Raw genomic sequence first — 14,094 nt, forward strand, 5'->3', positions numbered from 1 at the left:
GCGCGGTTGACGGGGCTCGAACCCGCGACCCCCGGCGTGACAGGCCGGTACTCTAACCAACTGAGCTACAACCGCGCGTGAGGGGCGGGATAGGCCATGCCCCCCGACCCGTCAAGGGAAAATGCGGCAGCTTTTGTGTGTGGTGTCGGAACGCTGTGCGACGCCCTGAAACCAGAGGCCCATAAACGACCAAAGGCGCCCCGATGGGACGCCTTGGTATGACGGCAGTGGCGCGGTTGACGGGGCTCGAACCCGCGACCCCCGGCGTGACAGGCCGGTACTCTAACCAACTGAGCTACAACCGCGCAGCTGCCGTGGCGGGTGTATTAGGCGGGGCCGGGTTGGGCGTCAAGCGGGAAACTGGCGTTAAAGGGGGAAAAGTTTCCCCCTTTTGGCCGGGCACCGAAATCCCAGAACCAACCGCCCCCCGCGTACCGCCCCCCACCGCAACTTGCGCCAGTTTAACAGCCATGCGCGGGCAACCACCGATCCCCCTGCTTAACGGTAGCCATCCGCGCCGCTGCGCCTCTATGGTGTCTTTAACAAGCTAAAATGCCCGAGGCCCCCTTGCCCCTTCGTCTTTTCGTGATCCTAGCGCTTCTTTTCGCCACCCCAGTTGCCGCCCAGACCCGCGCCGCGACCGAGGCACAGTTCCGCCAATGGCTGGACCAGACCGTCTGGCCGCGTGCCAAATCCGCACGGGTCAGCCGCGCAACCTTTGATCGGGCGTTTCAGGGCGTCACGCTGAACTGGTCCCTGCCCGATCTGGCCCCGCCCGGATCGTCGGGCGTGCCGCAGAAACAGCGCCAGTCCGAATTCTCAAGCCCCGCCAGATACTTCAGCGCCGGTTCGGTGAACGCGGCAACATCGACCGGGCGTCAAATGGCGCGCCAGCACGCACAGGCGTTGGCCCGCGCTGAACAGAAAACCGGCGTCCCCGGGCGCATCATTCTTGGCATCTGGGGCCGTGAAAGCGGCTATGGCCGCGCAGCGATCCCCGAAAACGCCTTCCGCACGCTTGGCACGCTTGGCTTCATGGGCCGCCGGGCAGACTATTTCCGCGACGAATTGATCGCCGCGCTTCAGATTGCACAGGCCGGGCACGCGCCCTCGGCCGCGATGAAAAGCAGCTTTGCTGGGGCCTTGGGTCAGCCGCAGTTCATGCCCACAAGCTTTCTGAAATACGCCACTGACGGCAATGGCGACGGCCACGCCGATATCTGGCGATCCGAGGCTGATACCATCGCCTCGATCGCCAACTATCTGGCACAGCACGGCTGGGTGCCGGGCCGCGACTGGGGGTTCGAGGTCACAGTGCCTGCGTCGGTCTCCTGCTCTTTGGAAGGTCCGGATCAGGGCCGCCGGATCAGCGACTGGACCGCCATGGGGATCAAACGCGTCTCTGGCCGCCCTTTCCCGGATCACGAAGCCCGCGCTAAAGGCTTTCTGCTGATGCCCGCAGGCCGCCACGGCCCCGCCTTCATCGTCACGCCCAATTTCTACGTGCTGAAGGATTATAACATGAGCGACCTTTACGCGCTTTTCGTCGGGCACATCGGCGACCGGATTCAATACGGATCGGGCGACTTCACAGGCCGTTGGGGCGACGTGGGCCGCATGTACCGATCCGATGTTGCAAAGCTGCAGCGCGCCTTGGAACGAATGGGCCATGATGTCGGCGGCGCCGATGGCTTGCCCGGTTTCCGAACCCGTCGGTCCATCGGTCGCTGGCAAGAGGCCACGGGCCAAGCCGCCACATGTTTTCCCACACCTGCACTGGTGCGGGCGATTTCCAATTAATCAGAAGGGGAATGGTGGGTGATGAGAGACTCGAACTCCCGACATCTTCGGTGTAAACGAAGCGCTCTACCAACTGAGCTAATCACCCGTGAAGCGCCGATTAGCAAAAGAACAGCCCCCCTCGCAAGCCCAATATGACCAATCCTGACATTATCGTCTTTACCGACCTCGACGGCACCCTACTGGACCACCGTGATTACAGCTGGCAGGCAGCCGATCCGGCGCTGCAAATGATGCGGGACAAGGGCTGGCCGGTCATCCTTGCGTCGTCCAAAACCGCCGCCGAAATCGCGCCCCTTCGGGCCGAGGTCGGGTTTGATCACTGCCCCGCCATCGTCGAAAACGGCGCAGGCATCCTGCCCGCCGGTGCGTCCCCCGACAACAGCGCCGACGCCTATACCCGCCTGCGTGCGGCGCTGGACAGCCTCCCCGACCAGTTACGCCAGAAATTCAAAGGCTTCGGCGACATGAGTGACGCAGAGGTCGCGCAGATCACCGGCCTTCCCCTGCCCCAAGCCACACTTGCCCGCCAGCGCGCCTTTTCCGATCCGGGCCTCTTTGACGGGACCGAGGCCGAAGAAGACGCCTTCGTCGCCGCGCTGAGTGACCTGGGCCTGCACGCGCGACGCGGCGGACGCTTCCTGACCCTGTCCTGGGGCGGCACAAAGGCCGACCGCATGGACGACATCCTGAAAACCTACGGCCACCCCACCAGCATCGCGCTTGGCGACGCGCCCAACGATGTGGAAATGCTGGAAAAAGCCGATCACGGCGTGATCATTACCAATCCCGATGGCAAGCCGCTGCCGCAACTGCCCGGAGAATCCGCAGGCTGCATCCGCCGCAGCACAAAACCGGGACCAGCAGGTTGGAACGCCGAAGTCATCGCGCTACTGTCAAACTTAACGACCATTTAAAGGACAGACCCCGTGGCGGATTTTCATCAAAACGGCAATATCGCCACACTCCACAACCTGCGCACCCGCACCACCGATCAGATCACGCAGGAACTGCTAAGCTATTCGGCAAACAGAAAAATTTCTCTGATCCTGCCCTCGCTCTATTCCGAGCTTGAGGGCGACGCGCTGCCCAACATCCTGAAAGAGCTGTCAGAGGTTCCCTACCTCCACCGCATCGTCATCGGCCTCGACCGCGCGGACGAGGCGCAATATCGCCACGCCCGCGAGTTTTTCTCGGTCCTGCCGCAGAACCACGTGGTGATCTGGAACGACAGCCCCCGCATGAAACAGATCGAAGCGCGGCTGGAAGCACTGGGCCTTGCGCCCACCGAACCCGGCAAGGGCAAAAACGTCTGGGGCTGCCTTGGCTTCCTGCTGGCCTGCGCCGACAGCGACGTGGTCGCGATCCACGATTGTGACATCGTGACCTACGAAAAGGACATGCTGGCACGGTTGGTCTATCCGGTGGTGAACCCGAATTTTCCCTATCAGGTGGCCAAGGGCTATTACGCCCGCGTCGGCAACGGCAAGATCAACGGCCGCGTCGCCCGCATGCTGGTGTCGCCCCTGCTGATCGCAATGAAAAAGGTCATCGGAGACCGCGACTACATCGATTTCCTGCGCGCCTTCCGCTATTCGCTGTCCGGCGAATTCGCCATGCGCACCGCCATCCTGCCCGACTTGCGTATCCCCTCCGACTGGGGGCTGGAAATCGGCGTGCTGTCAGAGGCTTGGCGCAACCTTGCCCCGAAATCCGTCTGTCAGGTCGAAATCGCGGATCACTACGATCACAAACATCAGGATCTGTCCGAAGACGACAAATCCAAAGGCCTCAGCCGCATGTCCATCGACATCTGCAAGGCGGTCTTCCGCAAATTGGCCGCCGATGGCACCGTCTTCAACGAAGAGGTTTTCCGCACGCTCAAAGCGACCTACTACCGTTCGGCCCTCGACCTGCTGGAAGCCTATTACAACGACGCCATGATGAACGGCCTGACGGTGGACCGACACACCGAAGAAAAAACCGCCGAGCTTTTCGCCAACAACATCATGGAAGCCGGCCGCACCTTTTTGGAAAACCCCTCTGAAACGCCCTTCATTCCAACGTGGAACCGCGTCCACGCGGCCGACAATTCCTTAATGACGGATATGCTCAAAGCCGTGGCTGCAGATCTGAAGGATTACGCCTGACGGGGCTCTGCCCCCTTGAGCCTGCGGCTCAATTCCCCCGGGAATATTTAAAAGACCAAAGAACACATGGGCCGCGCCTGTACCTTCTTTGGTCCAATAAATATTCCTGGGGTCTGGGGCAAAGCCCCAGTCCGAACCATCCACCTTACGCGCGGTTGGTAATCCAGCGACATTGATAAGGCGCAAAGGCAATATGCCGCTCCGCCGGATCAATCGCCTCGCCCGAGATCAGATCGACCCAGTCTTCGCCCTCAATCAGGTTGATGGCAAAGGGATCGATTTCCAGCGCGTCAGCCGAGACATTGTGCAGTGCAAAGATCGACTGGTCGCGATCAAGGCTCTGACGCCACAGACCGAATATCCGCTGGTCCAATTGCAGCGTGAACTGCGTCGCATTGGGGTGGAAGGCGCGCTGACGACGGCGGATGTCGATGCGGCGCTTCATCTCTTCCAGCACGATATGCTGGTTCGTGCCGGGGTCGGCCAGAAGTGACTGTAACTGGCTGTAATCCCAGCGATGCCGATTGATCGCCCGGTTATGGCCGGACTTCTCTACCCCGTCGTGATCGTTGGGCGTCGCCAGCAGGGAATGGATGTAGAAGGCCGGGATGCCTTCCAGCGCCATGACCAACGTCTGAGAGGTCAGGAAGCGCGCGATCTGGTGGTCGTCTTCACCATCGAACGTGCCTTTCATCGCCTCGAACCATGTGATGTTCAGCTCGTAGGGCGACTCTCCGCCTCCCGGCAGCGCGCGCATGGAGACACGGCCCCCAAAGCTGCGGATCGTCTCGATCACTTTGGCCGTATCCTCGGGCGTCAGGATGCCTTCGGCGGGGCGCATGCCGATACCGTCGTGGCTGGCGGTAAAGTTCAGGTAGGCGCAGCCCAATTGCGCCGGCGGCATCGCACCCTGCCAGCGGATCAGACGATCCGCGCGGCCCGACATCATCGCGTGCAGCACCAGCGGCGGGAGAGAGAAGTTGTAGACCGCGTGCGCCTCGTTCCGGTTGCCGAAATAGGACAGGTTTTCAGCATTGGGCACGTTGGTTTCGGTCAGCAGGATCAGCGGCTCCATCGCGAAATCCGCCAGCAGCCGCATCAGCCGTACGATGGCATGGGTCTGCGGCATATGGATCGATTTGGTGCCCACCTCTTTCCAGATGAAGGCCACCGCATCCAACCGCAGGATACGCACGCCATTGTCGATGTGCAGCCGCATAACCCGCAGAAATTCCAGCAGAACTTCGGGGTTCGAAAAATCCAGATCAATCTGGTCATGGCTGAAGGTACACCAGACATGGCGCGGCCCGCGGGATGTTTCGACCTCGCGCAGCAGGGGCTGGGTTCTGGGGCGGACGACCTCGCTCAGGTCATCGTCGGGCGAGGCTTCAAAGAAGAACCGGTCATAGGGCTCGTGCCCCTGAAGGTAGCCGTTGAACCAGTTCGACTGCGACGACACGTGGTTCAGCACCAGATCGGACATCAGCAGGAATTCCGACCCGATCCGTTGAATATCCTGCCAGTCGCCCAGCGTCGGGTTCACCGCGCGGTAGTCGGTAACCGCAAAACCGTCGTCCGAGGTATAGGGGAAGAACGGCAGGATATGCACGCCGTTGACCACGCCCGCCATTTCGCGGTGCAGAAAGTCTCGCAGCAAATCCAATGGCTTGTGCTGACCGTCAACGATAGAGTTGCCGTAGGTGATGACCAGCGCATCGCGTTCCGACCATTGCCGATTGCCGGGCACGCGACCACGTTTGCGGTGGCCCGTGCCTTCGGGCCAAAAGGCATCGACGATTTGCTGCGCCAGTGTTTCGGGGGACTGGTCAGGGTAAATTTGCCCGATCAGCGTGTGCAACCGGGCGTGGAACGTAGCGTCGAAATCTTGCATGCTGTCCCAAAAGCTTTCCCTTCACTTTCCAGATCACGCCCCGAGGCGCAAGAGGAAGCACGGACCAGCGCGGGCCAGACCCCGCCTTCCCGCGCCCCCTGCATGGAATTCATGCGTTGGGGCCACCGACGCGGCTTTGAAATCTGAGGGTGAAATACATCATTCGTTCGGCACATGCTGTCCGATGGTCCACCGGACCACCCAGTCCAGCCCCAAAAAGCAGCGTTTCCACCTGTACCGTCACGTGCTGTGCAATGTGGACCGAACACCCCATCCGAAGGGGTAAACAAGTTGACTCGGCGGCAAGAATCCGCCCACTTTAACCGGCAAATGCCTGCCGATATTTCGCGGCGGGCTGGCGACTGCCTTGGGGGATTTACTTAAATGTTTGATCAGCAGCCGAAAATTACCGCGCCTTTCACCAGCTATATCGATTCAGCGACCAGCTTCGCCGGGGTGGTCCAGTCCACCGAAATTAAAGCAGATGAACAATTAATCTGCCGTAACGATGTGGAGCCGATCACCCTGCCCCGCGATCCGATGGATCGGCGCGCAGCGCTCAAGGCCTTCGCGGCCCGCAACCGCGCGGTTCTCGCCGCTGGCGGCGTGGCGAGCATTCTGGTCCTTCTATCGGCACCCACCGCAATGGCACAGTCCGGACCGGTCAGCGCGTCTTCTATCGAAGGCGTCACCAACGTCGCGGTGAACGCGGACGGCACCGTCACCCTGACCATGGCGGACGGCCAGCAGATGGTTCTGCAGGCGCAAAACGTGACGATCACCCCCGACGGCACGGTTCTGGTATCCCAAGCCACCGCAGAGGCCGTGGCCGAAGCGGCAGGCCTTGGTGGCGCGACCGGCGGCGGTCTGGCTGGCGCAGGGATGGGCGGCGCAGCGGCGGGCCTGGGCGGTGTCTTGCTGGCAGGCGCAGCAGGCGGCGGTGGCGGCGGTAGCACGGGTGGCGGCGAAGCACCTGCCCCGGTCACGACCGGCGGTTCTGTTGTCGACGGCTATATCGTCGGTGCCCGCGTTTTCCGCGATGTGAACAACAACCTGAAATACGACGCTGGTGTCGATATCTCGGGCGTCGGCGGCGCAGACGTCTTTACCAATGAAACCGGCGGCTTCTCGGGCCTGCTGGACGGCACGGCCAAGATCGTCGCTGTCGGCGGTATCGACAGCTCGACCGGTAAGGCCTTCACCGGCGTCATGACCGCACCGGCCGGCTCCACCGTCATCACCCCGCTGACCACGCTGGTCCAGTCGCTGGTGGACAAAGGTCAAACGGCCGAAGACGCCTCGGCCACCATCGCGACGAAACTGGGCCTGACGCTTGGCGAAGGCGAAACGCTTTTGAACATCGACCCGGTGGCCAAGGCCGACGCGGGCGACACAGCAGCCCTGAAAGCCGCCGCAAAGATCGCCAACGTGATCAACCTTGCCGCTGCAGATGCGGACGACAAAGAGGCCGCCTCTGAAGCCGCCTCCAAGGCGCTGGCGGACGCGCTTGAGGCATCTGACGATGGCGACCCGGACCCGCTGACCAACCAAGACACCATCAAAGAGGCCTTCAGCGCCGCCGCCAAGGCCGACGATCCCGACGCGGACGACGAAGCCGTTGAAGCCAAGGCGACGCAAAAGGCCACCGCCACCAAGACCGCCAACGACAGTGTCGACGCGGCTGGGACCACCGATGACATTGCGGCCGTTCAGGAAGTCGTGCAGGGCGAGCTGGCCGAAACAGTCAGCTCTGGCGGCGACGTCAGCACGGTGGATGTCGAACAGGCGGTGAAAGACATTGTGCCCCTGCGCCCGACATTCGACGGCGACTACTCTGGCCTGCGGAACGCATTCAGTGTGGAAGACGGCTATGTCGTCAATGGCTCTGGCCGCGCCGGCTCGACGGTCGAGGTTACACTGGGCACCGTTACGAAAACCACGGTCGTCGATGCGGAAAACCGCTGGACGCTGACGTTCGAGGCCTCTGAAATCGTCACCGGCGATTTCACCATGAGCGCCCGTGCAAAAGATGCCGCGGCAACGGCTGACACGCCGTTCTCCACCGCGCGCACTGTGGCGGTCTCCTTCGATGTGGACGGCCCTGACGCCCCGACCGATGTCAGCATTGGCGAAGACACCGTCGTCAGTGGCGATGAACTGGGCAGTTTCCTTATCTCCGGCCAGACCGAACCGGGCGCGACGCTGAATGTCATTCTCAGCACCGCCGAAGGCGTGCAGGTCAGCGCGTTTGAGGCCGCCGTCGCCGGCGATGGGTCGTTTTCCGCCGCCATTCTGAACTCTTTGCAGGACGGCTCCTATGTGGCCCGTTTTGAACCGACGGACGCGAACGGCAACCCGGGCACCCCGTCAACTTTTGACTTCAGCGTCGATACAACCGGACCGATCGCTGCACTGAACCCGATCCCCGGTCTGAATAGCGCCAGCGGTGACACCTTCGATGTAACCGGCGCGACCGAAGCAGGTGCCGAGGTTACGGTCTACTTCTCGGGCCCCGACTACTCTGCAGCTCCACAGACAGTGACGGCAGATGGCAACGGCATCTTCTCGGCCACGTTCGATGTGCCTGATGCGGACGGCGCCTATTCCGCCTATGCGACTGCGGTCGATGCCTTTGGAAACTCAGGTCCCACCTCTGACCTTCGGGATGTCGCGGTTGATGTGACGGCTCCGGCAGCTCCGGCTCTGACCGTGGTCCCGGTCTTCAACGCTTCTACCGGCACTGGGGTCGAGGTTTCGGGCACGGCAGAGCCGTTCAGCAGCGTCCGCATCACCTTCGGCGAGCGCACCGTCAACTATGGCACTGACGAAACCGGCGCATTCAGTGCAACCTTCCCGATCCCCGCTGACGGCGATTACACCGTCACCGCGATAGCGACGGATGGCGCAGGCAACCCCTCTGCCCCGGCGACTTCAGACATCACCGTGGACACGACGACGCCGATCGCGACCCTGACCGTCGATGATGTCTACGGCATCTCGGATTTCCCCGTGACCTTGACCGGTACGGTCAGCGAAGCGGTCTCGGAACTGACGGTGGACTACGGCGGCGCCTCCCCGGCGGTTGCGACGGTCAATTCCGATCTCAGCTTCACGGTCGAGATCCCGGACCTGCCCAACGGCGACACGTCCCTGACGTTGAATTTCGAAGACGTCGCAGGCAACAGCGGCACCGCAACGCAGGTCATCAGTGTCGATAAATTCGGCCCCGTTGAAGCGACGAATGTCGCCGTGTCGGGCGACAATGTCGTGGATGATGACGACGGGACGACCTTCCAGGTCACCGGTACGACCGAACCCGGTGCGACGGTTGAATTTACGATCTTCAACACCTTGGGCGAGGTGCCCGGCGCCAGCGGTACCGCCACGGCCGATGCCAACGGTGACTTCGCCGGCGCTCTTCCGCTTCTGCCGAATGGCGACTACAGCGTGCGGATTACCGCCATTGACGACGCGGGGAACAAATCGTCCAATGTTTTCCAGACCTTCACCGTCTCCCTGACGGTCGAACCCGCGCCCGACGTCACCGCGCCCGACGCACCGACGCAGCTTACGATTTCCGCCGACAACATCGTGGACAACGACGACGTGACGGCCGGATCGGTGTTCGTACAAGGCAACGCCGAAGCCGGTTCCAGCGTCCTGCTGCGCGTACTGGACAACGACGGCCCCGTTGACGGACTGGAAGCGACCGTAGTCGCCGATGGCTCTGGCACCTTCTCGGCCCAGATCGACCTTCCGACCGAAGGCGATGCTGCACCGGCGAATGGCACCTACACGCTTCAGGCTATCGCGACGGATGCGGCAGGGAACAGTTCTACCGCTGGCACGCAAGAATTTACTGTGAATGTTACTGCCGATACCGGCGGTGAGGAAACGCCCGTTCTTACGGCGCTTTATGGTGCGCCCGTCGACGCGACCGAAACATTGACACGTGCTTTCGAATTCGCTTCGCAAGCTGGATCTGGGGTGGTCGTGAACGGTGCGCCCGGCAATGGCACTATCCCTGGCGTCATGTCGATTTTCCTTCCCGCAAGTGCTGGCGACCTGGCCTTCCTCACGATCTATTTCCGTGGGACAGACATCACAGCGACGGACTACAACGATTTGCAGACCGCTTCGGGTAACGTCGAAGAAATCTGGATCGCTCAGAACGCTGTAGAAACCAAACTCAGCGGCCTAGACATCGACATTCAGACGCTGCTCACCGCGCTGGGCGATGTCGCTGCTTCGGGCACGGGCGGTGCCGAATACGATTACGGCCCCCTCAATGCTTTGCTGGCGGACTATGCCTTTGATCTGACCGGCTCGTCTGGAAGCGACTTCCTTGAAGGCGGCGCAAACGACGACACCCTGCGGGGCGAAGGCGGCTATGATGAACTGCATGGTCTGGCTGGCGACGACGAACTGTACGGCGGCACCGGGTCAGGCGATGACATGTTCGGCGGCAGCGGTGACGACGTTCTGTACGGCGGCACCGGCTACAACTACTTTGTCGGCGGCGAGGGCAACGACCAGTTCGAAGGTGTGACCCCAACCGGCAACAACGGCAACGAAGCGGCTTATGTCGACAGCCCCAGCGGGATCAATGTCGATCTTGGCGCAGGGACGGCAGCCGACGGGTTCGGTACCACCGACACGCTGAATAACGTCGAACGCGTGCGTGGATCGCTGTTTGACGACACAATCGTCGGCAACGACTCTGACAACGTCTTCCGCCCGTTGGCAGGCAATGACGACGTCGATGGCGGCGGCGGGACGAACGAAATTCGTTACGACCGCGATTACCGGACCTATTCCCGCAGCGGCGAAGAGGTGACAGGCGGCGCTGGCGTCGAAGTAAACTTGGAAGCAGGGACTGCGACCGACGGCTTCGGCGATACCGACACACTGTCGAACATTCAGAACGTGCGCGGCACGAAGTTCTACGACCAGATCACCGGCGACGCGGGCGGCAACGTGCTGCGCGGCATGTCCGGTGACGACGACCTGTACGGCGGCGGCGGTGACGACACGCTTTATGGCGGCAGCGGCTACAGTTACCTGCAGGGCGGCTCTGGAGATGACCAGATCGTCGGCGGCAATGGCGAAAACGATGCGACCGAGGCTGTGTATGTCAGCTCGACCTCTGGCGTGACGGTCGATCTGGGCGCAGGCACAGCCGACGACGGCATGGGCGGGACAGACACGCTCACCAACGTCGACCGGGTTCGCGGGTCGCTGTTTGGCGACGATTTGACCGGCGACTCGGGCAATAACAACTTCCGCGGTCTGGAAGGCAACGACACGATCGACGGCGGCGAAGGGTTCGACACGGCCCGCTACGACCGTGACGCGCGGTTCACCGGTGGCGCCAACGGGGTCGAGGTCAACTTGGCCGACGACACCGCTCGCGACGGGTTCGGCGATACCGATACGCTCGTCAGCATCGAAGCGGCACGCGGAACCGAGTTCGACGATACCTTCATCGGCGACGAGGGCGATAACTGGTTCTTTGGCCTTGGCGGCAACGACACCTACACGGGCGGCGACGGTGCCGACACCTTTGTCGTCAGCGCGGGCACGTCTGTCTTTACCGACTTCGTATTTGGCGAGGATGAGATCGCCTTCCCCGACACGGTAACGCAAGAACAGAAAGACGCGGCCCCCGACAACGCGACCGAGATCACCTTCGAAGGCGCCACGGCGGTTCAGGCCGTCATTGGCGACATGACCCTGATCTTCCAAGGCTATACCCTGGCCGAGTTCCAGGCGGCAGTTGCGAATTCCGGATCTGGCGACGACAGCGTTGGTGGCGGATCGGGCGATGATCCCGTGGTGCCTGAAGGCACGGCAGTCCTTGCGCTGTCCTCTTCGATGGCGCCTCTCGACATACTCGACAAAATCTTTGTCGGTCCCACCCTCGATGCGGACACAAGCGGTACCGGCTCTGGCGGTACGACTTGGGCGGCCAGCACGACGGTCGACGGTGTGTTGTATGAAATCATCGCCACTGGCTCTAACCTAGTCGAAGATGCCGAAGGCAACGTAACAGGCACCGTCACGGCTCTTGAGTTGTACGTCGATGGCGGCGACCCGGTCGTCGAACTGACGGGACTGAACGAATTCGCCGACACGCTGTTCAATGCATTGGGACAGGCACTTCTGTTCGAACGCAGCGAAAACGGTTCCGAAGGCGACCCGCAGCCGTTCCGTGATTTCCTTGGCAGCTACCACTTCGATGTCACCGGCAGCGATCAGCCGGACGAGATCGAAACTGGCGGCGGCAATGACACGATCGAAGGTGGCGCAGGTCTGGATATCATTCGGTCTGGCGCCGGCGACGATTCGCTTTTCGGCGGCTCGGGAGACGACGAGTTCAACGCGGGAAGCGGCGATGACGCGGTCTTTGGCGGGCTGGGCCACGATTACTTTAACGGCGGTCCGGGCAACGACACCTTCGACGGCGGTGTCGAAGAAGGCAGCTATGACCAGGTCAGCTATGTCCAATCCCCCGGCGGCGTCACGGTCGATCTGGGCAATGACACCGCAAGCGACGATGGTTGGGGCGGCATGGACTACCTGCCCAACGTCCGCGCGGTGCGCGGGTCGATGAACGACGACAGCATCAAGCTTGGCGATGACGGCGGTTTCGTGCGCGGCCTGGCGGGCAATGACACGCTGGAGGGTGGCTCTGGCGAAAATGATCAGGTGCGGTACGACCGGGATGACCGTTACGGCGGCAACCTTGGCGTGATCGTCGATCTGGGCTCGAACGGCGTTGGCTATGCGCAGCGTGACGGGTTTGGCGACACTGACAGCCTGGCGGGCTTCGAACATGTCTGGGGCACGAAGTACGGTGACGACATCACCGGCAGCGACTTCAACAACCGCCTGATTGGCGGGTCGGGCGACGACACGCTGGACGGTGGTCTTGGTGATGACACACTAGAGGGCGGAGCTGGCGCAGATGACCTCATCTACTCTGGTGGGCACGATGTCTTCGTCGGCATGGACCTCATGGAAGATTATCTGGAACTCCCCGAAGGATTTAATGACGGGGTCGTCTACACAGCACTACTTGGAGCAACAGACCAAACCTATGACGGTGAAAACGCCGTTCGGGTTGATTTCGACGCAGACAACAGCCTAACGCTGGTTGGCGTAAGCAAATATCAATTGTTCAACGCCTTCACGCTGTCGCAGGAAACAACGGTGATCTTCGACACCGACGCGGTCGCGGTGGACTACGTCGCGGCAGTGTCGCTGAACGGGCTATTGCAACTGGCCGCAACTGGGGTCGATGTGAACCCTGATGGGACCTACATGTACTTTACCGCGATGGTCGACGGAACGTCCTTCTCGGTCGGTTTGGACGGTCAAAACCTGGCCTACGATACCGGACTGGGCCCCTCTGGCTACATCAGCCATGTGTGGGTCTTCGACGAGCAGGACAACGTCATCGGGACCATCGAGAACTTTCAGATGTCCTTCACTTCGCTGGCGTCTGCAATTACCGCAGCCGGGGATGACGAGTTAGAGCAGGCGCGCATTCTTGCGACCGATGACTTTGGCGATCCACGCTCTGTCAGCTACCTTGGGTCCGAGGGTAACGACGTCATAATAGGTTTTGCGGATGGTGACGCCGGTCTGGAAATGCCCGGTGGGTTGGGCTTGATCTACAGCGGTCCCGGCGATGACATCATTGGCTTGCTAGGTGGCGATGCCTATATCGACGCAGGTCCCGGGATGAACACCATCGCGATCGGCGGGACATTCACAACTGAAGAAGGCTCGGTAACGCTGGAAGATGGCTCAACCGGGATCGTCCTACAACTGGATGATACGTTTGAGGACAACGGGTCTGGCGACGATGCCAACGTCCTTGGCATCTCGGGCTTTGATTTCTCAGACACCGCAACCGGCGATTTCTTGGTCGTTCACAGCGACATGGAAATCGGTGTGGAAATCCTTGTGACCCAGCCTGCAGATATTTCCAACTTCACCCCGCAGGAGGTTCTGGACGCGTATAACTCTCTTGCGGCGAACGCAGCGGAGGGCGACATCAAGCTCTGGCTGACTGTTGAAGAGACAGGCTCCGCCAACGACGTCGCATACCTCTATTCGTTCGGTGAGAACGAGCGAGACTTTGACGTTGAAGCGGTCTTCGTAAACTACGCTGGCTCTGCCCTCGATTTCACCGCAGAAGATCACACTTGGGTTGTGCCGCCGTTGTTTGGCTAAGCCGGTTGCTTA

The 14,094-nt window shown here is 61.4% G+C and carries 5 protein-coding genes and 3 tRNA genes; 4 read left to right on the forward strand and 4 right to left on the reverse strand.

Annotation, left to right across the window (positions count from 1 at the left end; translation table 11 throughout):
- Window position 1 precedes the first annotated feature (1 nt).
- Together ACI3GR_RS15955 and ACI3GR_RS15960 are read right to left on the reverse strand one after the other, a co-directional pair.
- A tRNA-Asp gene (locus tag ACI3GR_RS15955) sits at window positions 2–75 on the reverse strand.
- Window positions 76–228: 153 nt separating this feature from the next.
- Window positions 229–305: transfer RNA gene (locus ACI3GR_RS15960), tRNA-Asp, on the reverse strand.
- 247 nt (window positions 306–552) lie between these two features.
- Between ACI3GR_RS15960 and ACI3GR_RS15965 the strand changes: the two genes are divergently transcribed.
- Window positions 553–1,800, forward strand: coding sequence for a lytic murein transglycosylase (locus ACI3GR_RS15965; RefSeq protein ID WP_407495981.1), 1,248 nt, complete (start codon window positions 553–555; stop codon window positions 1,798–1,800).
- Window positions 1,801–1,812: 12 nt separating this feature from the next.
- Here ACI3GR_RS15965 and ACI3GR_RS15970 read toward each other — a convergent pair.
- Window positions 1,813–1,888 (reverse strand) — tRNA-Val (locus ACI3GR_RS15970).
- A 46-nt stretch (window positions 1,889–1,934) separates the two neighbouring features.
- Between ACI3GR_RS15970 and ACI3GR_RS15975 the strand changes: the two genes are divergently transcribed.
- Both ACI3GR_RS15975 and ACI3GR_RS15980 read left to right on the forward strand, forming a co-directional pair.
- A complete protein-coding gene (locus tag ACI3GR_RS15975) occupies window positions 1,935–2,717 on the forward strand; it encodes an HAD-IIB family hydrolase (protein ID WP_407495983.1) in 783 nt (260 codons plus the stop codon).
- Window positions 2,718–2,729: 12 nt separating this feature from the next.
- Window positions 2,730–3,950 (forward strand): glycosyltransferase family protein, encoded by a 1,221-nt coding sequence (locus ACI3GR_RS15980; protein ID WP_407495984.1) that lies wholly within the window; start codon window positions 2,730–2,732, stop codon window positions 3,948–3,950.
- A 145-nt stretch (window positions 3,951–4,095) separates the two neighbouring features.
- Here ACI3GR_RS15980 and ACI3GR_RS15985 read toward each other — a convergent pair whose 3' ends face one another.
- Window positions 4,096–5,841 (reverse strand): sugar phosphorylase, encoded by a 1,746-nt coding sequence (locus ACI3GR_RS15985; RefSeq protein ID WP_407495985.1) that lies wholly within the window; start codon window positions 5,839–5,841, stop codon window positions 4,096–4,098.
- Between the two features lie 384 nt (window positions 5,842–6,225).
- Here ACI3GR_RS15985 and ACI3GR_RS15990 point away from each other — a divergent pair, with 384 nt between their 5' ends.
- The gene (locus ACI3GR_RS15990) at window positions 6,226–14,082 is read left to right on the forward strand and encodes an Ig-like domain-containing protein (RefSeq protein ID WP_407495986.1); all 7,857 of its coding nucleotides are present in this window, start codon (window positions 6,226–6,228) and stop codon (window positions 14,080–14,082) included.
- Window positions 14,083–14,094 lie beyond the last annotated feature (12 nt).

Source organism: Pseudooceanicola aestuariicola (assembly GCF_045763785.1).
GTDB lineage: Bacteria > Pseudomonadota > Alphaproteobacteria > Rhodobacterales > Rhodobacteraceae > Pseudooceanicola.

Bases quoted from the DNA above. Each gene is read 5' to 3' on its own strand.
- ACI3GR_RS15990 (WP_407495986.1), top strand. From the start codon at position 6,226: ATGTTTGATCAGCAGCCGAAAATTACCGCGCCTTTCACCAGCTATATC.
- ACI3GR_RS15985 (WP_407495985.1), bottom strand. From the start codon at position 5,841: ATGCAAGATTTCGACGCTACGTTCCACGCCCGGTTGCACACGCTGATC.
- ACI3GR_RS15965 (WP_407495981.1), top strand. From the start codon at position 553: ATGCCCGAGGCCCCCTTGCCCCTTCGTCTTTTCGTGATCCTAGCGCTT.
- ACI3GR_RS15975 (WP_407495983.1), top strand. From the start codon at position 1,935: ATGACCAATCCTGACATTATCGTCTTTACCGACCTCGACGGCACCCTA.